Here is a 26186-nt window from a genome sequence, read left to right as displayed (position 1 = left end):
ACCGCCGATTGCGGTTTCCAAGACGTCGTAATTGAGATGCGTTTGGCTGATTCCAGACAGCAAGCGCGCTCGCGCCTGTACAAGGCAGCCTGTCGCGACAAGGCGCAAGTAGTTGCGATGGCTAATCCGACATCACAACCTCGTAGGTCAGATTTGCGGGAGTGGCTCGACTTCCCGCGCGTCGACGAGAACGACTTGTTGCAGTCGTCCGCTTGGAAACAGCAACCGTTGCGCTGGTCCGGCCCAGGCTTCTCGAGCGAGAGACTACAACTCACAGTTCTGCTTAAGCAGACGATCTACGAAAGAACCTTTTCCTCGCCTCAAGCACCAGCTTGTCCATTTTGCTGTGCAAGCTGTCTGCCTTAGATGACGCGTCCGCAATGAAGTGATTGGGCGTGTCTGACGCGCCAGTCCGAACAAACTCGGTCAAGGCACCCGATCTCGGCCCAATCGAGCACCAATGTCGGAAGGCACAAGGCCGCACCGATTTGATTCGACGCTTTGCGCGGCTTCCGTCCAAATGACTGTTCGCCTCGCTGACTAACTCCATCGACTCCCCCAAAAAGTAGAAGCGAAATGGGCCCTTCCTGGTCTGTCAGCTTCTCGAAAGCTGCACCTGCAACAATCTACACCGGCATCCGGACGAGAGAGAGAGAGAGAGAGAGAGAGAGAGAGAGAGAGAGAGAGATGAATGTTGATCCACGAAGCGTGGCAGACACTCCCTTTGAGATTCGCAACGCGTTACAGCAGCCCGTCCGCGTCGAGCGGCAACAGGATGAGCATGGCGGCCAGACCAGCGCACCGGCACGCAATTCGGAGCATCAAGTAAGCTTCGAGCAGCAGCTAAATGACTTGCATCCAGGCGACTTAGATTCGGTCTATCCAACATCGACTTCAGTCCGCACAGTGGCACATTCCGCCGCTGGCACTTCCTCATCTGCGCCGAGCGAGGCTGCCTCGCAAACCAGTAGCTATCCAGCGTCATCCTTTGTCAGCGCCCGCGCTCAGCTTGCCGCAACAATGACTGGTGCCAATCTTGAAGTGCTACGGAACGAGATCGCCCTTGCCGGGCAGCAAGCGGCGCGCTGGTCACCGGCGAGCGCACCTGCCGTTGACCGAGATCGGGTATTCGACGACGTGGTGAGGTCGTCTTATGTCACGCTGCGGCGCTTTCAGCATCAGGACAGTGATTGCAAGCCGCATACGGAACACAACACGAGCGCCATATTGCATGTTCGCAACACGGCTCGGGATCATTCTTCCGTTGGAGATCATCCGGAGCGCTATCCTATTGACCGGGCACGCCAAGCTGGCTGGCATATGCGCGGCAGGACAACCACATCACCCTTCGTATCGTTGGTCGAAGATCCGGCGAAACTCACCGTCTCCCGCGATCATTGGGCGAGAGCGATCGCCAACAATGCGAACGAGCTGCACACCTACACCGTGCCGAAGCTCGCTGTCTGGACGCCCGACGACGTGATGAGCAGCATTGCGCTTAGAATGAATGCTGAGGATTACGACAATATCGATGCGGACGTCGATTTGATGTGCTCACTCGGCAGAACGCCGACCCAAGAAACCGAGCGCCTGTTCCTGGGCGGAAACTTGGAAAGCTACCGCACCGGCAGCGAAGTTAATCCCTACAAGCGCGAGAGCAATCAGTAATGGTCTCTAGATGGCCCCATTCGGCGGGTTCGTGGGCGTCCCAGCACCAAAACATCCTCAATGAGTCGCGGAAGCGGCGCACCAACACCGACTTATGCACAACAGCTTAGGCATAATGGGTGCCGCTCACGGCCCCATCAACTGGCCCATCGCGCGTTAGAGCAATTGAGGGCTCCGACGCAAGACGCATCTTCAAGTCGAGAGCCCCGGACCATCCTATCTCCCGTGCCCGCTCGTTGGAGCATGCTGCACCTTGGAGACATTGCGCGTTCGAACGACATGAATGTTGGCCACTCGCGACGGCTGACGGCTGTGGTGGAGGTAAGCCGCTGACAGCGTCCCCCATTTAACTACCTTGTGCTGAAAATGGACCGCGCGGTCAACCAATAGGCATTTCGGCGGCGATCGCATCAGCGAAGCCGCGCCGTTGCAAGACGGCCGATCCGTCGCCTGGATGCGTTCCATAAAAACAATAGATTTTGCGGAGCACGCCGAACAGCCTCATAGTCAATCGCAATAAATGGAGGCCGCATTCAAGATGACGTCTGGCAATCGATTCTCTCCGCGATCCCTTGCCGACCATCTTGGCTCGAGCGATGGGCAATCTGCATCTCGAACATTACCTCCGGTGTGTCACGTGTATGCTCGCCCCTTGCCATGATCTTCCCGCTAAATTGACACGTCTGAGGCGGATCGGATCGCCCTGATCCGGGCGTCGTGGCTTACCGACGCGTGCTGGGAACGCCCGCCTCTTCGTGCGCTTCGAAGCGCATCTGCTTTACGCTTGATTGGACGGACAAATGCTTACGACTTTGCGCGAAGCGAGACGGACCGATGCGTGCAGCTCGACCGTATGCCCGCACTGTGTCGCCGCTGCCTCACAACGATTTCGATTTGAAGGCACCGCTACAAAGAGCCTTCAAATGCCTTGAATCTCACCTCGCGTCAGATTGTAGGATTTACGACAGTCTCGCGGCACGATCCGATCGCGTGAACTCTTCCTGACAGGTAGCAAAACTTGCGAACGTCTCAAAACTTCAATGCTCCGCCGATTTGGTTTGTCACACGACTCAACTGCTCCTGTTCAGAGCTTGCATCGTTCACCCACTCTGAGAGCGCAGGACAAAGCGCCCTCTTCGCATCCAGACCAGGATCCAGCGCGCCAGAACAGCGCGGACGACCGGCACGCCTATGCCGATGCGAGGCTGAATTCTTGTACCGGTCACCCGGCCTGATGAAATGGAGCCTGCGTCACCGCCTCAGACAATGCGCGACCGCAACGCCGCACCCAATTTTTGCTTCATTGGCGATACTCGCTCGGGTGGAGCGGAGAACGTGTCGGAAGAGACCCGCGCTTCGGAACGGTTGATAACTTGCTTCGCTAGCGCGGGCAGCGAAAAGATGTTTGTCCCGAAGGACACGTTGATCGTTTCGTCGCATCTCGGCTTTGTGCGACCCATTGGCCGACACATAGCGCGCGAAGTGCCTTAACGCGGAAAACTTGCAATGTCGCGACCTGACGACAGCCTTGCAAAACTGACCGCGGATCCAACGAACTGGGAGTTTTCAATGTCGCTTTCGCAAGCTTTTTCGGAAGCAACCAAAGCTGCTCACGCCCGCATGCTCCAGTCGCTCCGGCGGTTTGGCGCGATTGCTCCTGCAGGCATTCGCCTAGGGCTGGCAGAAGCGGCTATGCGCGGCTCACGGATACATCAGCGCACCGCCAAGACTGTCTGTCAACCCCGTGAGGCACTGCAGAGCTCTTGCCAGTGTAACGGATATGTTGAGCCGCGCCGCCCGCCGCGGCGACTCGCCGCAAGCCGTCACTGATCCGTTGGCGATGGACGCGCACGCGTCAGCCGCGCGCCACCAAGCTCCTGTGCATCGTTTACGACTTTTCCAATTCGCGTCAAACCGGCAGCATCTGGGTTCCGCCGGATCTCATGGTCAAACGTAACAAGCTCAAGGCTTGCCGAGGACGCACGAGAGGCGATGAATGCGCATTCTTCTGGTTGATCATCATGCAGACTTTGGCCGCGCTGTGAAGGCAACACTTGTGAATTGCGGGTTTGCAGTCGACGTGACGCCCACACTGGATGAGGCGTCAGCCGCGCTGAATTGCGCGACCTACCACATCGTACTGCTCGAATCCGTGCTTCCGGATGGAGATAGCTTGGACTGGTTGAAGCAGTTGCGACGCGATGGACGATCAATGCCGGCCATGATGATGAGCAGTCTTAATGATCTCGGCCGGCGAATTGCGACCTTCAATGCCGGAGCGGATGATTTCCTGCCCAAGCCTGTGTCGATCGACGAACTCATCGCTCGCATGCGGGCCATTTTGCGACGGTCAACGCAAATGACGGCGCCGGTCGTGACATTCGGGAATCTGCATTTCGATCCGATCGCCAGACAAGTCTCGGTCGGTGGTCGGATTCTGAGGATTGCCCGGCGTGAGGTGTGCATCCTCGAACATCTGCTCAATCGCGCCGGCCGCACTGTGCCGCGCACATCGCTGGAGGATAGCTTGTACGCGTTTGACGACGAGGTTTCGACCAATGCGCTGGAAGTCGGGATTTATCGCTTACGCGCACATTTGAACCAGGCCGGTGCGACGCTCAGGATCAAGACCGCGCGCGGCGTCGGTTACACTCTTGAACTCGTTGGCACAGCATCGGCTGCCTAGCAGTCTCACTTGAAGGCAACAATCTCTTGAAAGTCCTCAACTATGCCGCCGGCGCCATTCAGCCGCTTGCGATCATCAACCCGCGCCGCTCTGCCGCTCTGCCAGGTCTCTGCTACCTCCTATGCGGGCTTGCTTTGCTGTTTCCGCTTGCCGCCTCAGCTGAGACAAAGCGGGACGGCAAAGGAGAGATGCCACGTGCGGCACCTGGCAGCACCACGGGCACGCTCAACCTTACCTCGTCGCAGGGAAAGACAGTTCATCTGAGCGCGCCGGCTGCGACCATTTTTGTTGCCGACCCGGCGATTGCCGATTATCAGGCGCCATCGAGCAGTACAATTTTCGTATTCGGCAAAAAGTCCGGGCGAACGAGCCTGTTCGCCCTGAACGAAAACGGAGAAGCGCTAGCAGAGCTACGTGTTGTCGTCACCCAACCTATCGAGGATCTGCGGGCCGCGCTCAAGGCCGAGATCGGGGATTATCCGATTCAGGTCAGCTATACCCCGCGCGGTGCTATTCTTAGCGGTACGGCGCCCAATGCCGACGTTGTGGACACAGCGAGAAAGGTCACTGAACAATTTCTTGGCGCCGGGGCGCCGGTTGTCAATAAGATCCAGGTCGCCGGCTCACTGCAGGTGAACCTCAGCGTGCGCGTGGCGGAAGTCTCCCGCAGCGCTGTCAAGGATCTCAATATCAACTTCAACGCCTCCGGTCCAAACGGCGCCTTTCTTAACACGGGCAAAAAGGACCGGTCCGCGGTGGCCGGCGGCGGCGGCACGATCGGGGTCGGATTTAGCGCCGGCAATATCAACCTCAGCGCTGCTCTCGACGCTCTTGCGAGTGAGCACCTCGCCTCAATCCTGGCTGAGCCAAATCTGACGGCGATGTCCGGCGAAGCCGCAAGTTTCCTGGCGGGTGGTGAATTTCCGATTCCGGTCATGCAGGATAATCGGCAGGTTTCAGTTCAATTCCGGCAGTTCGGTGTGAGCTTGGAATTCGTGCCGACCGTGCTCAGCAACAATCAGATCAATGTGCGTGTGAAGCCTGAAGTCAGCGAACTGTCGAGCGAAGGGGAAGTCAAGATCAATGGTATGGCGGTCCCGGCCCTCTCAACTCGCCGGGCCAGCACCGTGGTCGAGCTCGCCAGCGGCCAGAGCTTTGCAATCGGGGGGCTCATCAGGCGCAACTTCAACACGGATATCGGCGAGTTTCCCTGGCTCGGCGATGTACCGATCCTGGGTGCGCTTTTTCGCTCTTCGTCGTTTCAAAAACGTGAAACCGAGCTGGTCATTATTGTCACGCCCTACATCGTGCGGCCCGCATCGAACCCGAACGAGATGAGTGCGCCAACCGACCGCATCTCACCGTCCTCCGACGCCGGGCGGATTTTGACGAACACGCTGGCTAGGCCGCCGCGAGATCGCGATGCGCCTCGCACGAGTGCACCAGGATTGACCGGCAGCGCCGGCTTTATCATCGAATGAGAGTCGCCAAATGACCTTACGAGATTTGTGTCCCTTGATTGTTATTGGTGCGACATTATGCGGCTGCGCAAATAGTGCCTCGATCCATCGCGGGCCGGCTGAACAGACAATCCAGGTCGAGCAGCGGAAACAAACCTTATTCCTGCCGAGCCTCCGTGGCTCAGAGAAGCGTCAGCTGCGTAGCTTTATCGCCAACGTCAGCGGCGGCCGGCGGGACGCGCTGCATGTGGATGTCATCGGCTCGCATAGGCTCATTGCCGAAGTGGCGCACGAGGCTCGCGCCATGGGCGTTGCTCCTTATAACATCCGCCTGTTCGCTGCTCCCCTCGATTTACCGTCCCCCTCCGGCGCGAGGATCGAGGCGATCACCTTTGAAGCTCGTCTTCCGTACTGTCCGTCGCTTTTGATTGTGGGACCTGCAGCAAATGACAATGCGTTCGAACCGACGCTGGGTTGCTCGACCAAAAGCAATCTGGCAGTTATGGCAAACGATCCGCTCGACTTGCTGGAAAATCGGTCCGTCATCACCAGTAATGGCGATCGCGCCGCCATTCCTCTGGCCAGCTACGGTACCTTCGCGCCCCGCAACAAGAATAACGCAGAGGATGGTGGAGGCGCGGTAGCGCCGGACACCGCGGGAACGACAGCACCGAATGCGCAGCCGCTGCGATAACGGTTTTGGCGCAAGTCAGAACACCACGGACCAACACTTTGTGCTTGATCGTCAGTGGCCGCAACAAAGCCCGGCTTTGTGTGTCACAATCGAGCCGCCTCTCATTGCCCGCTACTGCAGCGATTGATTTGGCTCTCATGAAGAACAGTTGGCGGACCTGTCCACCGGTACCGCTCGATCTCGTCCAGAAATGCCCCCGTGGTGTACGCTCGCTCGATAAGGCCGCCAGCGCTTGGAGAGTGAAAACGTGAGCGGACGTTGCCTCCCTGAGATCGCCGGCGGAAGTGAGAGACTACGATCTCTGGGTCGTGTCCAAGAGCGTGACTTAGGCGTGGCGACCACGTCGTCGTTTTGAGCTGCTGCCGGTTTGATGGACACGCGGTTAAGCTAATCCCGCCCTGCGCTCGAACTCAGCCAGGCTGAGATAGCGATGGTCGAGTGTCTGCGGGCGGTGTTGTAACAACGCAATGGCGTGTCCTTATCACCCGCAGCACAATCGGGCACATCGCTGACGCCCCCGCACGACTGAAAACGCGGTGCGAGACGCCAACCTCGCACGCGCCCCCAAAACCGTCGCTGATTGACGAAGCGCGATAATCTGAGTTCAACGAAACTCTTGCGCGCGACAATCTGCAAACAGAAAGCCCCATCGGGTCCGATCGCAAAGCCGTTTTGGCCTGCTCTGGTCGGTGATCACGCTTCGGGCGCTCTCTTCGATCGCGAGCTCGCGCGTAAGCCATTCCAAACGAAGCGCGGCCGCTAGCGGGCTGTTACCTTCGCAGACCGCCTCTGCAACGGCTTCAATTTGATCTTTGATAAGCGCCCGGAGAGCTTTGATGCGAGGCTCGTCCATTGTGCTGCTCTTCAATCTAGAGGAAGTGGCCGGCTATCTTACGCTCTAAGTTCCGGCCAGCACCTACTAGAATTGGTCGGCCAACATGACCCCAGAAGGGCGCCGCCCCCACCCTGAACCTTGACGTCGCCTTACTCATTCGACCAGTCTTCCAGACCTCCCCGACTGTCAGACGCACCTCCGCCCAGCGGCAGCACTCCGCCTAGCCGGCCTCAAAGCAGCGGAAGAAGCCGGAGGGGGTCATGGTTCGCATAACGGGCGAAACTACTCGCACGGGATTAGGCCGAATTTTGGAGGCAGTGCGGCGCGGTCGGAGCTACCCGCCGGGGGGCTGAGTTGAAGGCAAGGCTCCTGCCGCATCCGCACTGCTGATGAGGCTGACGAGAAACATGACTCGGCGCCGACCGTTCTGGTGAGATAGCACTGTCCCTGCCACATCCCGTCAACCTCAAAGGCTCTGTATGCGGGCTAGCTTACTGAAAGCTGACAGACCTGCGCGGCAGCTCACAAAGAGAAGTGGCTCCAGGGCCGCTTCCCACTCACATCGTTAGGACGTTCAGGCCCTGAAAACGCCGATCGGCCTGCTTACAATTATCGGCACGACGGGCCAGATGGGCCAGATGGACCAGATGGGCGGTCAGCTAATCCACCTGCTCGCCCTATGAGTGATCGCCGTTACATCAGCCGTGTAGGTCGCGACATCAAGGACAAAAACGGGTGCCCGGGATATGGTCGTCAGCTTCTCGTCAGCTCGTCAAGCTATGCCATTGCTGCCCGAAGTGCTTAGACATCCTGCGGGTAGCGGATGTTGTTCCAATTGAGCATTTTGCGGAACGCACACGGCGCGTGTACCCGATTTCCTGGCAAGAGCCACGCGCCGTGTGCCTCTATCTTCAGCTCCGAATTTCGCCCCTCGTACAAGCGCCCGAACGCATCACTTGCAGGTAGCTGTCCACCCGCGTTGTGGCGCCAGCCGATCCGAACGACACATGCGGCAGACACGTTTGTGCTTTGAATCACCAGAAAAGATTAAAGAGTTCGACACAGCTTCCGTTTCACTTGGGTCAGTTCCGCCCTGCACTCCAAGGACGACTCGTCCCAGCAGCCTTTCGCCACGCCGAAAAAGCCAGCCGCCGATTGCAGCTCGGAATATGCACGCCACAGCCGCAGCCCTTCTAGGGCTGGGCTCGCGTGAGCCCACCAACACGGAGCGCCCAGAGCGGAACGAAGGCCATCACGAGCTCATGCGATACGATTTTGCCGCAGCGCCGCAAGCGTTCGGACGCAAACATTGTCGGGTTTTGTCGCACCCACGACATAGGGGCGCTTTCGCGCTCGCCTTTCACCTCGAACAAAGCCGGTGACGCCACCCGAAGACTCGGCATGATTCTTGATCAAGGACCTTACCAGAATCTAGCAGCCAATCGCGTAACGACGCCAAGTCACCATCGAGCAACATGAGAAAAGCAAGCGTGCTGATCGACCGCAACTTCGCGCTCGGCCGAACCGATCCTCGTCTCTTTGGGGCATTCATCGAGCACTTAGGCCGCGGCGTTTACGGCGGTATCTACGAACCTGGCCATCCAACAGCCGACGCGAATGGCTTTCGAAAGGACGTGCTGGCACTCGTCAAAGAGCTTGGCCCGACGCTCGTTCGGTATCCAGGCGGCAATTTCGTGTCCGGGTACAATTGGGAGGATGGCGTAGGTCCGGTGGGGAGCAGGCCCGCGCGCCTCGACCTCGCCTGGTCCAGCACGGAGCCGAACAGGTTTGGCACCAATGAATTCGTGGACTGGTGTAGAGCTGCTGATGTCAGCCCAATGATGGCCGTCAATCTCGGGACCAGGGGCGGTGATGCCGCTCGCAACTTGGTTGAATATTGCAACCATCCCGGCGGAACGGCCTGGTCGGAGCTGCGCCGCAAGCACGGCTGGGAGACGCCCCATAAAATCAAGCTATGGTGCCTCGGCAACGAGATGGATGGCCAGTGGCAGATAGGGCAAAAGAGCGCCGCCGCTTATGGGGCGGCTGCAAGGGAAGCGGCCAAGATGATGCGCCGAGTGGACCCAAGCATCGAACTTGCCGCGTGTGGTTCGTCATCGCGCAACATGCCAACCTTCGGCCAATGGGAGGCCACGGTCCTCGAATATACGTTCGACCACGTCGACTACATTTCAATCCATACTTACCTTGAGAATTTCCGTAAGGACACCGCATCGTTTCTGGCCAGCAGCGACTTGATGGACAAGTTCATCGATGAGGTCATCGCATTGGCCGATGCCGTTGCCGCCAAGCGGCACTCGGACAAGCGCCTGATGCTAAGCTTCGATGAATGGAACGTCTGGTATCGGACTTGTCGCAGCGAGGCTGGAGCGGCGGAGGACGGCTGGCCCATTGCACCGCCCATTCTCGAGGAAATCTATACGATGGAGGACGCACTCGCCTTTGGCGGGGCCTGTATCTCGCTGCTCAATCACGCTGATCGGGTGAAAGTCGCCTGCATTGCGCAACTCGTCAATGTTATCGCTCCGATCATGACCGAGACGGGCGGCGGCGCTTGGCGTCAAACCATATTCTTCCCTTTCGCTCATATGAGCCGCTTCGCTCGTGGCAGAGTGTTGCGCACTTTGACTGAGTCTGACGCTTACGATGCGCCCCACTATAATTCGAGCGGCCCCCAGGAACATAACTTCACGACGCAAAACGTTGCGTATCTCAAGATAGCAGCGATAGCAGAGGATGGCGGCGGCTTGTCACTCTTTCTGATCAATCGCGATCTTAAAAAGGAGATGGAAGTGACCTTCGATCTTCGAAGCTTCGGTCGGCTGGCGCTCAAGGAAACGCTCGAGCTCCGGCACGATGACCTTAACGCTACCAATACAAAGCACGCGCCCGGCAGGGTCACGCCAACCTCGTTGGAAGTCGCAAGTTTGGATGGCAGGCTCCTGAAAGCGACCCTCAAGCCAGCATCATGGAACGTGATCCATCTGACGACACCCTGAAGAGGCCTCCGCACGGATGAAGACCGTGATTCCAAACCAATCGGCCGGGCAGCGGCAGCGCCCTCAAGTTGTCCAGTCGACAGTGCCTAACCCTGGGCTTGGACAGATGTAATAATGTGGAGAGTTGGTCCTAGATGTATCAACAGCGTCGCGTTTAGCGCCCCCCAAGCAGCCATGGCTCGGGCTTATCGCAACAGAGGAGTCGCGCTCATTCATCTGTACGACCAGACCGCAAATGTTGAGCGAGGTCGAAGCGTCCATATTCGAGAAGGGCCCTCGTAGGGCGAAAAGCCTAGAAGATCGCGCATCTTACTCTACGCGAGTTGGCTTCATCACTGGGTTGTCTCGCACCGAACGCGCTGAGTGCGCACGTGCTCGGATTATTGTCGTCGAAAATCCGCACTTCACCAATCACCACACTCGACTAGGCGGCACGTCACTTGCTTCGGTCGGAATGGCTCCGCGGATGCGATTTAGACTGCAGATTTTGTTTCGGAGTGTTTGATGCAATCGTCCTGGCTCCATTCAAGTTGGTACGCTTCGATCAAGAGGCACATCCTGCTCATTGCGCTGTGCGCTACCAGCGCAAACTCGGCGGTTGGCTGGGAGATCTATCAGTTCGGTAGCCGATCGAGCCGACACACCGAGACGACAGCAGTACTACGCAGCGCCGGCGCAACTCTGTATGTCGGCTGCCTCCATGGCGAGGTGACACCTGCGCTAGAGTTCGACGTGCACATTGGAAGGGGAGGAATTGAGGTTAGCTACAGCTTCGACGATGGACCGGCAGAGCGCTATCCGATGGTGAGCCGGGCTGACCGCTTTCTCTGGCTTTGGAAATCTGATGGCAAAGAAGTAGTCAAGCGCTTAAGGCACTCAGCGCGCCTTAAGGTCAGCCTACCTGATGTCTCTTTTGACTTCGACCTCACCAAAGGAGGTCACGAGCTACCTCAATTCAAATGCGCGCCCTTTCCCGTTTAACTGACAGATGAAGACGCGCCGCCGGCAGCCTGCGCATATTTAACCACAGGCACAGCCGTTACTGACGCTCTACACGCGAGGGACGAGAAGGGTTTCACATTATGCTCGAATCGCGGTCGTTCAACTGCATTGGAGAGGCAGGCAACGCGCATCATGCCAGGCCTTCTCCGACACTGCAGCGGGAAGGATGGCGGCATCATCGGAGTTTGTCGCTTATGCTTGCCTTCGAAGAGGCGCTGACGCGCTTGCGCGACGACGGTCGTCTCGAGCGCGATTTCTGGTACTGTCTACAATCGGAAGCAGGTCAAGCCAATACCGATTTGGCAACGGTTGACCGCTCAGAAAGCATCTTGTGCACCGCCCTATCAGGTTTGAGAGGTGAATTGGGGAGCCAAGTCGGATTATCCAGCTCAACATCCAGTCTAAGTAATGTGTTCAATGTTCGGTATGAGATGAAGTCTAGAAAGACTATTTTTATTGCAGGCCGTGACGTGTACGGGATGCTGTCTTTCCCGGGAAGAGGCCTGAAGGGAAGGGATCGAGTTCTTCTCCGATTCGCCACTCGTCCCTTCCCGATTGGCTGGAACCGACGCCACGCAGTGTCGCCCCGTCTGGGAAACCAACCAGACCGACTCTTTGTTAGAACACGCTCATAGGTGCTGCCGCGATGGGAGTGCAAATCAGCAGCAGCGATTTGGATTCCGCCGTGCCGCTGAAGCACGTGCAGCTCAAGGGGCGTCGGCAGCGTAGGCGCTGGTTAGCACTTTCCGTCGCGCGTGTGGAGTGGCATCGAGAGGCACACTGACTCTGCTGATATTTACCCGTCTTGACGACACTGTTTTGCGCGAGTCGATTGATGATTGATGTCACGAGGCACACGGTGCTCATCGGAGCTGCGGCAGGTTTCGGGGAGATCGATGCCACCGGTCCCGCGCAGGCGGCTCCGCCATTGGGCGGGATGGAGCCGTTGAACTCGACGGACGGCGTATTCACGCCGTCCAAAGGCTGGGGCATTCAGAAGTTCAGCTTCTCCAACCCGGAACCGTCGATCCAGTTCGCGGGGTTGCTGTTCGCATTTGAGGTCATCAGTTTCGAGAACAATTTTGGGATTGATCCCCTGGCGGTGACGATCGAACGCCGCATAGATCGCGTCCGGATGGCTGGAACCAGGTTGCGCTGGGCCGGTGGCCAGGAAACGAAGGCAGGGCTTGTCAGCGCGGAACTGCGGCTAACCGCCGCCGGTGCCATCGAATGGGCCGTCGAGGCGGCGATCGACGCGCCGATTAAGGCGATCAAGACGATCGTCCGTGGCCTGCCGCGTGGGCGTATCTCGCTGGCGGCGGAGGCGTGGTGCGACTTCGGCGATGACGAGCAGGTTTTCGAATATCCGGCGCTCGGGGGCGGCATGGCTACCCCCCTCGCTGTGGTGGAGGGGCATGACAAGCGCTTCTGGGGCATATCGGCGCTACAGACCGAGGTGCGACCAGCTCGCTTCGCTTTTCTACCGGGGCCGGACGGCTACAAGACCGAACTCGTGTACGAGCCCGGCGCCTGGGAGCGGCCGCAGGCTGCAACGACGTGTAAATGGCGCATCGTCGCAGCACCCGATTTCGCAAGCGTCGCGAAAACACATTTCGACTGGGTCGCCAAAAGTTGGCAACTCCCCGACTTCCAGCAGCGCTCCGACGCGCCGGACTGGATGAAGAAACTTGCCCTAGTGCTGTCGCTGCACGGGCAGCACTGGACCGGCTACGTCCACAACGATTTCGACCAGCAGCTCGAGATACTGCGCTGGACAGCCAAGCAGATCGATCCCCGTAACGTGATGGTGTTCCTGAACGGCTGGGACGGACGCTATTACTGGGACTATCCGCGATTCGAGGTCGGCGCTCGCACCGGTGGCGAGGTGGCATTCGCCAGGCTGGTGCGAAAGGCGAAAACGCTTGGCTATCGTATCGCCGTCATGTTCGGCAGCAACGTCGCGCGGAGAAACGACCCTGGCTTCCCAAAAATCGCCGATGCACGGCTGCGTGACGGCAACGGCGACTTCTTTCCCGCCAACTACGTCGACTGGGATGGTGACCGGAAGGGCGATGGCTTCATGGTATTCATGAACCTCGCCGTCGCGAGTTGGCGCAACCATCTGCGCGAGCGTATCGCTAGTATCGTCAGCCGCTTTGCAATCGATGCCTATTTCCTCGACATTTGCGGCCTGTGGGAAAACAACTACGACGGTGACATGCTGGTAGGTACCCGCCAGCTAGTTGACGAACTGGCGCAGCGCTTTCCCGGTGTCGCACCGATCGCCGAAATGCAGTACGATGCGCAGATGGGGTTCATTCCGATGAGCCACGTGCCCCGCTATTCGCTCTATCCGCAAGCCAATTTCGGCGTGGTCGCCTCATTCAACCACTTGAGCTTTCCCGCGCCGGGCGGCGGATCGACAGGCATCCACGAATACGGCTTCGGCCGTTACCATCCGGTCATCCTCGATCAACCGCAGATCCCAACGATCACCTTCGTCGATGACACCTTCACAACGCAGCGCGAAGCGGTGATGTCAGACATCGCGACTGCAAAGCAGCGTTTTGCCGCGCGCGGGGGACGGACCTGAGGGGCGCAGGCCCGGCAGGTGGCCAACCATCCTGCGATCGACTCAATCGATTTTACTTGCAGCGCTGCCGCCAAAAGCGTCTTCAGTCAGGTCGCGGTCAAGCCGCTGCAAGCAGATCGTACCTGAGCTTGGCCGCAAAGCGCGCTTCTCTTTACGGCTTTGATCTCGACATTGTTGCCGATGCGGAATCCTTGGGTGTAGCGTCCGGCGAAAGAGAGCAGACGTCGATTTGGCTTCCTAGATCCGGATCAAAGCGATGACCTGCCCCTCACAGCAGGCCTATTGAACGGGTCGTCAAAATCGTGATCCAACAAATGATCGATCGCCGCAAGAGCAAGCTCTGGAGCCTGCTTTGCACGTGCTGCATCCGTCGTTGCTAGGGGGTGCTTGTATCGTTTATATATAGTTGCAAGTTAAGTAGACTGCTCGCCGGCGCGAACAAACCGACGGCGAAGCTATCGCTACTGTATCAGCTCGCCGCAGTTGGTGGGCTACGCCGGCGCTACTTCATCATCGCTTCGACCTCTGCACGAAAGGCCTGGCGCGAAGCGTCGCGTGAATAGAACATGTGACCGCCCGGATAGACTACAAGCTTGACGCGCGGTGCCGAGGCAAATGGTGGCAATTGATCGAGTACGATCTGTGATCCGAAGTAAGGCGTAACGAGGTCAAACAGGCCGTGCCCGACCAGCAGCTTCAACTTTCGGTCCGTTGCAAGGATCTGGCGCAGTTGGGAAACTGACTCCGGAGGGCTGCGGCCGAAATCCCAAGCTTGTCCAACCGTGCGGTTGATGAGCTCATAGGAGCCGTCCGGCCGCCATTTAAGCTTGCGTGTAAGGAGATCGACACTAGCGCTAGTCAGCGGTGCTAGCAGCGTATCGCTCGAGGCATCGCCCGAAAGCTTGAAATTGGAGTCCGGATACGGATCGAGACCACGGACCGATGCATCATAGTTTCCGATTAATTTGAGGCTCTTACGATCGAACTCACGGCGGAACTCGGCGAGTTTAATTCGGCCCGCGAGCCTACGACTAGTCGCTTGGTCGATTCCGGTCAGCGCCGCGGCCTTGTCGGCCAGACGCGTGGTTGCTTCTTTGTCCTGCTGACCTTTCATAAGATCGACCAGAAACTCGCCGCGTGCATAAGCCTCCACCTCAATGAGATCGTCTCGCTTGACCGGCCCCTTCAACTCACGGAATGTCGCGGCATAACTTGGCAGAGCCGCGACGTATTGCAATAGACCCGCGCGGGCCTCGGAGTCGAACACGGGCGATATCATGATGAGACCCTTAACGCCTATGCCCTCCCGCATCTGCAGCTGGTGGACAATCTTTGGGCCTCGAATGCCCCCGTAGCTTTCGCCCGCGATGTACTTTGGCGACAATAGCCTGTCATGCTTCTCGAGCCAGCGGCGGATCACCACTGCGAGCGCATTGACGTCGCCGTCAACCGAATAGAGCCGCTTGCGTACATCATCGTCGGTACCCAAGAATCGGCTATAGCCGGTACCTACTGGGTCCAGAAACACTAGATCGCTGAAATCGAGCCAAGTCTCCGCGTTCGGACTCGCCTCCGGAAAGGTCGATGGAGTGACCTCGGCTGCATTGATCGGTAACCGCCACGGTCCGGCATTGCCGAGTTGCAGCCAGGCCGACGATGAGCCGGGTCCGCCGTTAAAAAAGAATGTTACAGGGCGGGTGCCGTGATCGGTGCCGTCAAGCTGATAGGACGTATAGGCGATGTCGGCTTGGGGCTCGCCCTTGTCGCCGAACAGACGGATGGAGCCGGCCGTGGCGAGGAAAGAGAGCGTCCTTCCAGGAAGCTCAAGCGTTTGTCTGGTGCTCGAGTCGGTCGGCAGCCGATGCTGCTCGGCCGCAGATGGCATACTAGGAGTTTGGCTGGCTCCAGCCTTTTGTCCGGCCGGCGTCACGACCTGCACGGGGGGCGGCGAATCGTCGGCCCCCGCGGTCCCTATTCCCGCGTAGGCAAACAGGATCACTGCAGAAAAGGTGCGGCGCAGCGCGGTCGATGGCATCGAGTTTCTCCCGTCCCGGCGCGCACCCCGTGCGCGGGGACTCTGTTCAAGCGGCTTTAACCACTAGCTCAAGCCGGGAGACAACAAACCTACCAAATCCAGTAGCCGTCACTATCGGTGGATCGCGTGGATACGGTTGAGCGAAGGGCATCAACCTAGCCGATGACAGGGTGCCTCCACAGCTACAGCAAACGCACCCACTGTGTCTGCAATACTATTGAGTCTGAGATCGTGACTCGAAATCGTAGCCGCTTTCCAAGTTGGTCCACCAAGCCGCCTGTCGGATAGTTGGTCGGGGCTAACCTTGGACCCAGACGCTGGGGAGAAAGTTTTGGCTCTTTCAAGAGCCCCATAAGCGCTTTTAGTCGCATTTCCGGAGTTGCTCTTCAAGAGCTCGAGCTTGAGCGCCGTCACCAGGCCTTAGCATGCCGCGGCCCCATGCGTCGCGATGGTGGCGCCCCTCATTGGGGCCACATGGCTGCAGTCCTTAGTTTTGGGTCCCATCGAGACAGTTGGTGGATCTTGTTCAACCGCTCGACTCGAGTTCGCAAGAAATTCTGAGGTGGCGTGCGGGTGCTCAATAAGTCCGCCACGAGCTGTCTGAGGGCTTTGCCGGAGAGATGGTGGAAGCGAGAGGCCGTAGATCTAGGTGGCGTGTCTCTGGGCATAACTTAGGAGTGGCGGCGGCACGCCAGGAAGAATTGCATGGCATAGCGCGCCTCAATATTGTGGGTGATTTCGAACCGCAGATCAGCGATCATTGCGCCCGGGTCGGTCGTTTCGCGCCACCCCGTTATGGCTAGAGCGCCTTCCTATCGAAGCTCCATGCCAAGCGCTGTCGACTGCTTTCCGCAGTCGTCGTCCCCATCCAATCATTTGAATAGCATTTTCTGAGCGAATACGGCGGCTGCCGTCCCTTCATCCTCTGTAAAGGGCACGTCGGTTCAAACAATGGGAGCATGGGGAATCCTTCCTGGGTGCCTGAACGCGACTTCCCTGACGATCGGTGCCTCTTCGTAGCGACGTGCGTGCCAGTGCAGCGCCAGAGAGGCGCCCGCCAGCACCATTCGCGTTTCATTCGACCTTTCCTCCCGACCGCGTCAGGTTTTGGACAGCTCACGTGAGTAGCAAGCACGAAGAAAGCTAGGCTTGCCGACATGGACCGATTCAACACAATCAACTCAGCCACTAAAGGGTCCATTGCGTCAGACGCCGACGTGGAACAGCGGCAACAGTCGCATCCGGCATTTGAGCAGCACCTGGCAAGCGCGCGAGAAGCGGGCCCCATATATGCTCACGCGGCGAAATATGATGTCACTGAGGAAGACGATCGCCTCATCCAGGCAGCATCGGCCGCGGCCCTCGATGAAGGGCCACCGCCAAGCAAGACCACCGTCGAAATTTATGATCGTCGGCTTCGCAAATTAGCCGAGGGGCTGAAGCAGTACGGCCAATCAATTGCTGGGCTCGAAGACGATGCTTTACTCGGTTACGCAAGGAAGCTGCTGCCACTCGACAAGATCATCGCCCCAGCATTGTCAATGGTCAGTCGGTACCGCCAGCCTGACGGCGACGCTTTCCCCCTCTCAACGCATTACCGTCCTTCCAGGGAAGATGAGAGTCTCATCAGGGAGGCCGCCAAGGCACGCTTTGGTCGACCAATCGGCAAGAATACGGCCGAGGGCTATGCGAGCACACTGCGGAAGTTGGCGGCAACGCTCCGCCCCCTGTCCATTGCCGAGCTCAATGATGATACCCTGCTTGGCTACGCGGGCAAATTGTTTCCGAATGACAAGCACCTCATCGTCGCCTTGAACGACCTTCGCGACTATCGCGCGATCAGGCAGAATATTTTGGGCGGGGAAGGAGGCAGTTCGCGCCAGGTCATTCAGCCGTCCGATCCCACGCCCATGCGGCCGGCCGATGAGCAGCCGATAGGAAACGTTGCGGAGGGGCGCGACTCATTGCCGCCCGGGCTCAATGCTCCGCAGGTCTGGCATGGAGTGGGGTTACCCCATTCTCCTGTACAAAGTGTCGACCAGGATGTGCTTTTCGATGCAGCCCATGGCGAGAGCCTCTTGCTGGCGACAATGCTTGGGCCAACAGTCGGTTCAATGTCCCACTCGCCGGTGCAAAGTGTCGCTCAGGAAGAGCTTTTCGACGCCGCGGACCGCGAGAACCTCTTGTCGGGAACGACCTCCGATGCACCGTTGTCTTGGCCAACGATGAGTTCCACCGTTCACTCGCCGGTGCAAAGTGTCTCTCAGGACGCGCTTTTCGATGCCGCGGATCGCGAGCACCTCATGCCGGCACTGACCTTCGATGCACTGGTGCCTTGGCCAACAATGAGTTCAACCATCCCATCGCCGGTGCAAGGTGTCCCTCAAGACGCGCTTTTCGATGCTGCGGATCGCGAGAACCTCATGCCGGCGCCGACCTTCGATGCACTGGTGCCCGGGCCAACGATGAGTCGAACCATCGCGTTGCCGCTGCAAAGTGTTGCTCAAGAAGACCTTTCCAATGCCGCGACTTGGCAGCCGAGTTTTCGGCAGCCAGATTCCGCCTCTGAACACCAATCTGGACAGATGATGAATGAAGGCGCCGCGGCCCAGACCAGGCCTGAGCGGAGGTTCGCGGCTATCGGCGAGGCCTTCGATGTGTCTTTAAGCGTGCCCGAAGATTTCTCCCACGGGACTCAAGCGGCGCCGAACACGATGCACAGGCTTCGCCGTTGGGGCCTCTTGCCGGATGCCGGACAACGGGTAAAGGCCTACGATATTCGAGGTGAACGCTATATGGCCGTCTTGGGACCGGGAGGGATCGACGATGTTCAGCTCGTTCATCTGCGGTCGCCCGCTATCGGAGATACGTTTGATGTTTCGCTCGCGGTTCCCAAGAATTTTTCCCATGGCACCCAGTTGGCACCCGACATGATGCTGTCCACCTTGGGCGAGTGGGACTTCTTGCCTGTTGCGGAACATCCAATCATGAACTTGGAGATTGGCGGCGAACGGTACACGGCCATCTTGGGACCGGAGGGGCCGAAGGACGTTCAGCTCATTCACCACCCTGGGCCTGCTTTGCCGGGCGGAGCTATGTCTGCGGCACCGGGGACTTCTTCAGATATCTACGGCGGTCTTGCCAGGGTTTAATTCGCCGGCACAGATCGAATGGCCTGGGGACGTTCCTTCAGCGCTGGCGCCGAACCTTGCCCTGCCGTCTGCCGCACCGGCATCAGGCCATCAACCACTCCCGCAAGTGCCTGAACTGGCAGAGTTGTTGAGCGACGATTGCACGCACGCCCCCCAACAGGTTTCGCCTCCCGTGATCGACATATTGCAGAGCCTGGGTCTTCTGCCCGAGCCGAGACGTTCCACTGACCGTTTCTTTATCCACGGCCAGCTCTACCCGGCCGAAAGCCTAACTAGTTGGTCCGCCAGACTCGATGCGCTCGCTACCAGCCTGCCAGCCTGCGCCGTATTGACGGATCATTTCGCGCTGGGACCGTTTGATGAAGGCGCGCTCGACGCAAAAGCCGGCGGTGAATGAAGCGGCTAGCGCGAGGCCGGACGCGACGTAGTCATCCAGCAAGTGAGTGCCATGACGGTACTGCGAAATGCCTGAGCCATGCTTGTTCCCTCAGCCGATTGTCGAGGGACATTGACATCGCAACCAAGACGTTCGGCGGCGTTTGAAGGCAGGATCCGTCGTATTTCTGCTAAATCAGTTCGTGCTCGCGGGCGGCTAGACGGCACTCAGCGGTGCGCCAGTTCGCGCGAGGGGTCTAGAAGGCATTCCGGGCTCATCGAACCCCTCGCCGGCTTGAACTGCCCAGCGACGATGCCATGTAGCCCCAAGCCAGACGAACGGCTTGAAAGAAGTGGTGGCGGACGAAGTCGAAAAGCCGGTGACTGACACGGGATGTGATCGCCCGGCGCGATGTTTGTCGCGCCGAAGCAGCATCGGCAGCACATAGCAATCCACTGCAATTCCTGTTCGCGGAGTGGCCCGAAGCGGCTGGACGCTGGCCGTCCAGCAAAGCGGAATTTCCCGAGCGCTAAAACTTAGCCCCTGGGACGGGGTTTAAACCTTCTTTTTTCTCGTTCCAACTTGGAGCGGTTCGCTTAACCGAGCCCATCGTCACCTCGTTAGTGAGCTTACGGGCAGAGATGCTCGGGTTCAGTTTCTCTAGGAGGCATGTTCCTGGGCCGGTCCATAGCATTCTGGTGGAGTCGCTGCTCACTAAGCATCGCCCGCGGCAAGAGCAGCGCCCACGACAGGATTGAAGTAATCAGCCAAGGTTGCATCAAACACACGTTGGATGTCCTTCGAAACAAATGTCCACGAGACTGCAGCCGACATCCCCGCCAGCTCGGAGGTTCTGGCAACTACCTGCCACTTGAAACCGCGTACTGTGGCGCAACTGTGCAAGGTCGCGTGTGTCCTTGTGTGTGTGTGTTGTATGCCCTCGCACTCGCGTCCGAAGCAGGTTCATATTTCTCTAGGAGTCACGGCTTCGAAAGATGACCGCTGCCTAACGTTGTTCGCTCGACCTGCCGCTACTGCGGACTCCTAGGCTGTGTTTGATTTAACACATTCGTGTTCGCGTCACTCTTTGTGCTCTAGCCGACAAGGGGATCGGATAACAACGTAATAGCGCCTGCAGCTTCGATGGCATCATTTCTGCAGGGAGGACTTGGACGGAGCTCGAGGAGGATCGAACCGAAAGGGGGCTGGAAATCTTTCGGCGCACGACTTAGCCGCACCCTTCAGCGAGCCTTATTGCTCCTTTCGTATACGGGGCACCTTAACGATCGCTCCGTTAGCTCAGATGAGGAGGTAGCCGTGGACCGCCGGAAAGATACTCTGGGACACGAGATCCTGCAGGTAGGGGATTACGAACGAGCGCTCTCGATCAATGGCTACTATGCTCAGCTCACGGTCAATGTCGCGGACGTGCCGTTCTGGATGTCAGGTGGTGAGGCCTTTGCTTATTGCCGAAGGGTAAGGGGCCGGCGCGAATTCATCCTCGTGAACGCCGTCACGGGCGCAAAGCAGCTGGCCTTTGATCATGATAAGTTAGCTGCCGCCCTGACCCGAGCAACGCAGAGACATTGCGACGCTGGCAATCTGCCGTTCCGTCGCTTTGACCTGGCTAGCGATGGTCGCAAGATCAGCTTCCAGATCGATAGCACCAGGTGGAGCTGCGATCTTGTGAGCTACACCTGTCTAAACCAGAACGCTTTCTCCGAAGTCCATGAGGAGAACCCCTATAGCAGCCCTCCGGTAGAAAATGATCCGAAGCAAAAAAGCGCATCTCCTGATGGTAAATGGCTGGCGTATATCAATAGGCACAATCTATTCCTGTGCAGCAAGGATGGCTCGCAGGACATGCCCTTGACGTGGGACGGATCCGAGAGCAATTACTACGGCTTGTCCACACTTACGTGGTCTCCGAACTCGCGCTATCTTGCGGGATACCGGTTCCGACCCGGATACGAGCGTAAGATTCATTTCATCGAATCATCGCCGACCGACCAGCTTCATCCGAGGCGCCGGACCATGACGTATCCTAAACCTGGCGACCTGTTGACAGAAGCACATCCGGTGCTCTTTGAGATCGGCAGCCGACGCGAGATCCGGCTCGACAACAATCTATTCCGAAATCCTTACGAACTTTCGCCGATCGAGTGGTGGGAGGACAGTCGAGGTTTCACTTTTAAGTATAATCAACGAGGTCATCAGCTCTATCGCCTTCTAGAAGTGGTAGCAGCCACCGGAGAAGTCCGCTCGCTGATCGATGAGTGCAGCAAGACCTTCGTCGACTATCAGCCTCTGAACATGGACCAGGAGTGCACTGGCAAAATCTTTCAGTATAACATCGCAGACGGGAAGGAGATCATCTGGGCGTCCGAGCGCGACGGATACGAGCATCTTTACCTATTCGATGGCCAAACCGGCGAGATTAAAAATCAGATCACCAAAGGCAAGTGGGTGGTCCGCACGATCTATTTTGTCGATCCGGTGACGCGCCAGATCTGGTTTGGCGCGAGCGGAATGAACCCAAGCGAAGATCCTTACTTCATCCATGGCTACCGAATCGAATTTGACGGGACGGGCCTGACTGCCCTCACGCCTCGAGCGGCAAATCATCACATCGAGTTCTCGCCAGATGGCCACTACTATGTAGACCTGTGTTCACGAATCGATCTTCCGCCGAGCTTGGTCTTATATCGAACCACTGACAATTCGGAGCTCATGCAGGTCGAAAACGCCGACATTTCGGAGCTCGTGGCCGCTGGCTGGACGCCGCCGCTCAGCTTTCATGCGAAGGGCAGAGATGGCGAGGCTGATATTTGGGGGGTCATTCACCTTCCCATTAATTTCGATCAAACCAAGCGATATCCGGTCGTTGAGCGAATATATGCTGGTCCCCACGGTTCTTTCGTTCCGAAGTCATTCTCAGCCTCGGCCGAACCGCTCGCGCAACTTGGATTCGTCGTTGTACAGATCGATGGAATGGGGACGAACAACCGTTCGCGAGCGTTCCACGACGTCGCCTGGAAGAATCTTAAGGACGGTGGCCTTCCCGACCGAATCCTATGGCACAAGGCGGCGAGCGTAAACTATCCGTGGTACGATATTTCAAACCTTGGCATTTTTGGTGCGTCCGCCGGTGGTCAGAATGCGGTGAGCGCTCTCCTCTTCCATTCTGAGTTCTACAAGGTTGGGGTCGCCAATTGCGGTTGCTATGACAACCGAATGGACAAGATCTGGTGGAATGAGCAGTGGATGGGCTGGCCTGTCGGCATCGAATATTCACAATCCTCCGCCGTCGACAACGCGCACCGATTACGAGGTAAGCTGTTGCTAATTGTCGGCGAACTGGATGAAAACGTCGATCCATCATCCACCTTCCAGCTTGCCGACCGTCTTATCGACGCAGGAAAATTCTTCGACATGCTTGTGGTGCCGAACGCGAACCACGGAGTGCCAGGCAATTACTGCGAACTAAAGCTCGTGGATTTCTTCGTTCGCAACATTCTTTGGCAGACACCTCCTAACTGGAACGCGGCTTCGATCGAGCCGCTCAGCCGGTGCCGGATGCGAGGACGTGATGGCCAAAAACTAATTAGCTCGATCGAATCTCACAAGTGATGTCCGCGTTCTACGGCCGGACGATTGAGCCGATTCAGCGTTCGTGTGAAGCGCTTTTGACGGTGGGTCATGGGCGCTTCCGTTGCGGCACGAAACGTACAGTTCTGCGCTCTTGGGATACATCGTGCCGGACCTGAACGCCTTCGTCCGATCCAGACAGTATTAGACTAGTGGGAGGCGGCGTTCTTCTCTTCCCTCCGCCATAATTTGGTTGAGTGAGGAACCCGTCGAGGCCTATTGTCTCAGGACGGTGATTCTGAATCATTGCGCTTTCGGCATTCGTGAAGATATTTTGCGGTGTGGCGCGCGCCCCTTTTTGGTCGCTGATCCGTGCGCGCTCGGCATTGCGAGGTTTTCCCGTGGAGCGGTCTCCCTGGCGAGGCGGGCGCAGTTGTCGAGCGCCGTGAGACATTATCGGGCGATCACGACGATCTCGGCCGTGCCGAGCCAACTGGTAAGCTTCCGGATACAAGAGAACCCCAAACCTCTCAGCGGTCTGTGATGCTCCGCGTTCAGCCTGAGACGGTGCAACGGAGTGATCTTATCAGGCCGTAACAGCGCTGCTCGCGAGGTGACCATCGAGAAACAGGCGCGGCTGAGAGCGTGCTCCGGATAGAAGCCGGCGTACTTCACGATCAGCACGACCGGCTTGTCATCCGATGGCCAGCGGCCCTCTAGCCAAGACGATACAAGCCGACATCCTCGAGCATGCAGGCGCTGAACTTGTCGCAATCGTCAAACATCTGTTGCGCTTGGCGCCGCAGCTGATTTGGTGTCCCGGCGGCGAAGCCGCGGGCTGAAGAGCGATCGGGCGAGTCCATCGGGTCCTCGCAACAGATCCAAGCATCCATCGATGCGTATGTTGCAGATCGCAGCGCAAGGACAGAATGATCTAGACCAGCCCAGCCGCATAGAGTGCTTTTGCGACCGACTCGAAATATTGCGAAGGAACCGGGTTCCCAAGCCTGGCTTTGCCGAGCAGTTGACGCGCCAAAACATCATCATCCACAATGTTGAGGCGCAGCGCGCGCGCTTCACGAAGCAGCTGTGAAGCAACTTCACCCTCGCCACGGCAGACCAAGACGGGCACGCCGGTTTCGCCGCGAACATAGCGTAGCCCAATCAATGTTGCCGATCCCCGCAATATCAACGTGGCCCGACTGATGCCGAGCGGAGCCTCGTTGGCGGACTCTTGCCGCAGACGCCGGTGCTCTCGCTTCACTTGCGGACTGCCTTGCTGTTCCTTGTTCTCCCGCTTGGCCTCCGTTTCCGTCATGCGCATATCCTGCATAAACAACCAGCGCTGGATTAGAAGGTCAGCCAATCCGCCGACCAGAAACGCCCCAGCGGCAATCCCTATCAGCAGTTTAACCTCGGTGAAGACGACGCCAAAACAGCCCATGCCGCAAACTGGCAGGTACACCAGCGCTTTCCAGCTCGTGGTCACGATTAGAAAGAAGGCCGCACCAAGCAAGACCACCTTAGCCAGGGTCTTGCCAAGCTCAATGGCCGAGCGTTTTGAGGCGATGCGTTTCAAGCCTTTGATCGGATCCAGTTTCTCAAGCTTCGGTTGGAGCGGCTCCGATGCAAACATAAAGCCGCCATTGGCCAGAACATTGGCCAGAAGGGCTGCTGTCACGGCAGCAGCGAGCAACGGAGCAACGGTGGCAATCGAGAGTTCTAGCAATCCGCTGAGCGCCTGTGGCACCGCGTTTGTGAACGGCTGCTCCTGCAGTTTGTCGACCAGGCGAACCGTCTCCTGCCACTTGTCCTCGATCGCACCCGCTCGCCACCACAGGCAGCCGAAACCGGCACAGGCGCTGACGCCGCTCACAAGATCGGAGCTGCGCGCGCTCTGCCCCTTCTTGCGCGCATCGCGCAGCTTCTTGGGCGTCGGAGGTAGCTTTTTCTCCTCGCTCGTAGAGCTCATTTCAACAGCTTCTTCAGATACCCGAGCATGTTGTTCGAGGTCAGGATTTCAGCTCCGGCGTATTCAAGCAGATAGACGGTATAACTGACCATGATGACACCGAATGCAACATTCTTAATCATCGGGGAGAGATCGTTCATCTTGAGCTGAGATGCAAAACGGCCGAGCATCATGATTGAGACATCGACCAGCAGCAGCAGGGCCAGCACCGGACCGGCGACTAACAAGGTCGTCATCATGATACGGTCGAGAAGGGCGAGACACTCCATTGCCCCCTGCGCTGTCACGGCAGGCAGAAACTGATAGACCGGCCACACCAGGTAGCTGCCATAAAGGCCGCTTACCATGGTTTGCAGCCCCCCGAGCAGAACGAAGATCGTAACTGCCGTAACTCCGAGAAAAAGCCCGGTACCGGACGCTTGGCTGTGCGTCGCGGGATCCTCCCCCGCAACTTGGCTTGAAATTCCTCGCTGGGTATCGATGATGTCGCCGACTGCCTGTATGCTCCATAGTGGAATACTGAGCAGAATGCCGAGCACAAGACCGACGAACACCTCCTTCAAGCCAAGCATGGTAACGCTAACCAGCCGCGTGTTTGGGTCAAGGGTCTGCAGACCGAGCTTGATCTGAGCGAGGCAAGGCAGGCCGATCGCAATCGTCAGGCTTCCTCGAATGAGGCCGCTGATACGCGGCCGGGTGAAGACGGGAAGCACCAGCGTGATGCCGAGGGCGCGCGCCGCACTCAGGCCGGTTGCGGCGACGAATTCGATCGTGCCCTGAACGAGAGCTTGCGCCTCTGCGGGTGACAGGCCAGCCATCCAAGCTCTGCTAATATCTCGCGGTGAGTGCTGGAAACTCGCTGAAGATGTGCTCGGCCTGATCGATCAGTGGAGCGCTGAGTACGGAAGAAAACCCGGCGAGCACGGCGACGACGACCAGAAGCTTGACGGTCAGTGGCAGGGTTTGATCTTGGAGCTGAGTTGCCGCCTGGATGAGGCCAATAATCAGTCCGGAGATGAGAGCTGCGAGCAGCGGCGGTAGAACCCAGATCATGAAGAGCACGAGCGATTGGCTGAGGTGCGCAAGGATGTTGGCTTCGTTCATG

16 protein-coding genes are annotated in these 26186 nt (G+C 58.1%); 10 read left to right on the top strand and 6 right to left on the bottom strand.

Annotation, left to right across the window (positions count from 1 at the left end; all coding sequences use genetic code 11):
• The first annotated feature begins 687 nt into the window (after positions 1–687).
• From XH80_RS20355 to XH80_RS20340, 4 genes are all read left to right on the top strand, one after another.
• Positions 688–1668 (top strand): hypothetical protein, encoded by a 981-nt coding sequence (locus XH80_RS20355; RefSeq protein ID WP_271600105.1) that lies wholly within the window; start codon positions 688–690, stop codon positions 1666–1668.
• A 1996-nt stretch (positions 1669–3664) separates the two neighbouring features.
• Positions 3665–4354 carry a winged helix-turn-helix domain-containing protein gene (locus XH80_RS20350; protein WP_271600104.1) on the top strand — a complete coding sequence of 230 codons (690 nt, stop codon included), beginning with the start codon at positions 3665–3667 and terminating at the stop codon, positions 4352–4354.
• A gap of 26 nt (positions 4355–4380) precedes the next feature.
• Positions 4381–5835, top strand: a complete 1455-nt coding sequence (locus XH80_RS20345) for a type II and III secretion system protein family protein (RefSeq protein ID WP_271600103.1) — start codon at positions 4381–4383, stop codon at positions 5833–5835.
• A 10-nt stretch (positions 5836–5845) separates the two neighbouring features.
• Complete coding sequence (locus XH80_RS20340; protein WP_271600102.1) at positions 5846–6508, top strand: CpaD family pilus assembly lipoprotein; 663 nt, start codon at positions 5846–5848, stop codon at positions 6506–6508.
• Between the two features lie 604 nt (positions 6509–7112).
• Here the strand turns inward: XH80_RS20340 and XH80_RS20335 are convergent.
• A complete protein-coding gene (locus XH80_RS20335) occupies positions 7113–7361 on the bottom strand; it encodes a hypothetical protein (protein ID WP_271600101.1) in 249 nt (82 codons plus the stop codon).
• Between the two features lie 1457 nt (positions 7362–8818).
• Between XH80_RS20335 and arfA the strand changes: the two genes are divergently transcribed.
• From arfA to XH80_RS20320, 3 genes are all read left to right on the top strand, one after another.
• Positions 8819–10363: an arabinosylfuranosidase ArfA gene (arfA, locus tag XH80_RS20330; protein ID WP_271600100.1), complete on the top strand. Its 1545-nt coding sequence runs from the start codon at positions 8819–8821 to the stop codon at positions 10361–10363.
• A gap of 504 nt (positions 10364–10867) precedes the next feature.
• Positions 10868–11344: a hypothetical protein gene (locus XH80_RS20325; protein ID WP_271600099.1), complete on the top strand. Its 477-nt coding sequence runs from the start codon at positions 10868–10870 to the stop codon at positions 11342–11344.
• An 856-nt stretch (positions 11345–12200) separates the two neighbouring features.
• Positions 12201–13958, top strand: coding sequence for a hypothetical protein (locus tag XH80_RS20320; protein WP_271600098.1), 1758 nt, complete (start codon positions 12201–12203; stop codon positions 13956–13958).
• Positions 13959–14460: 502 nt separating this feature from the next.
• Here XH80_RS20320 and XH80_RS20315 read toward each other — a convergent pair.
• Positions 14461–15993, bottom strand: coding sequence for a S10 family peptidase (locus tag XH80_RS20315; RefSeq protein ID WP_271600097.1), 1533 nt, complete (start codon positions 15991–15993; stop codon positions 14461–14463).
• Between the two features lie 1157 nt (positions 15994–17150).
• On the opposite strand from XH80_RS20315, the gene XH80_RS20310 reads away from it, so the two are divergent.
• The 3 genes from XH80_RS20310 (at position 17151) to XH80_RS20300 (ending at position 23151) form a co-directional block, all read left to right on the top strand.
• The gene (locus XH80_RS20310) at positions 17151–19145 is read left to right on the top strand and encodes a hypothetical protein (RefSeq protein WP_271600096.1); all 1995 of its coding nucleotides are present in this window, start codon (positions 17151–17153) and stop codon (positions 19143–19145) included.
• Between the two features lie 172 nt (positions 19146–19317).
• Entirely contained in the window at positions 19318–19542 is a 225-nt protein-coding gene (locus tag XH80_RS20305) for a hypothetical protein (protein ID WP_271600095.1), read from the top strand.
• A 1296-nt stretch (positions 19543–20838) separates the two neighbouring features.
• A complete protein-coding gene (locus XH80_RS20300; protein ID WP_271600094.1) occupies positions 20839–23151 on the top strand; it encodes a S9 family peptidase in 2313 nt (770 codons plus the stop codon).
• Positions 23152–23825: 674 nt separating this feature from the next.
• Here the strand turns inward: XH80_RS20300 and XH80_RS20295 are convergent.
• From XH80_RS20295 to XH80_RS20280, 4 genes are all read right to left on the bottom strand, one after another.
• Positions 23826–23972 (bottom strand): hypothetical protein, encoded by a 147-nt coding sequence (locus XH80_RS20295; protein ID WP_271600093.1) that lies wholly within the window; start codon positions 23970–23972, stop codon positions 23826–23828.
• 71 nt (positions 23973–24043) lie between these two features.
• Entirely contained in the window at positions 24044–25081 is a 1038-nt protein-coding gene (locus XH80_RS20290) for an EscU/YscU/HrcU family type III secretion system export apparatus switch protein (RefSeq protein WP_271600092.1), read from the bottom strand.
• Positions 25078–25899 (bottom strand): type III secretion system export apparatus subunit SctT, encoded by an 822-nt coding sequence (gene sctT / locus XH80_RS20285; RefSeq protein ID WP_271600091.1) that lies wholly within the window; start codon positions 25897–25899, stop codon positions 25078–25080. The genes XH80_RS20290 and sctT overlap by 4 nt, the downstream gene beginning before the upstream one ends.
• A 10-nt stretch (positions 25900–25909) precedes the next feature.
• Positions 25910–26185: an EscS/YscS/HrcS family type III secretion system export apparatus protein gene (locus tag XH80_RS20280; RefSeq protein ID WP_271600090.1), complete on the bottom strand. Its 276-nt coding sequence runs from the start codon at positions 26183–26185 to the stop codon at positions 25910–25912.
• Between the last annotated feature and the right edge of the window lies 1 nt (position 26186).

It is taken from the genome of Bradyrhizobium sp. CCBAU 45384 (genome assembly GCF_028128665.1).
GTDB lineage: Bacteria > Pseudomonadota > Alphaproteobacteria > Rhizobiales > Xanthobacteraceae > Bradyrhizobium > Bradyrhizobium manausense.
The sequence above is the reverse complement of the archived record's forward strand: the minus strand, read 5'-3'. Positions and strand labels throughout refer to the sequence as shown.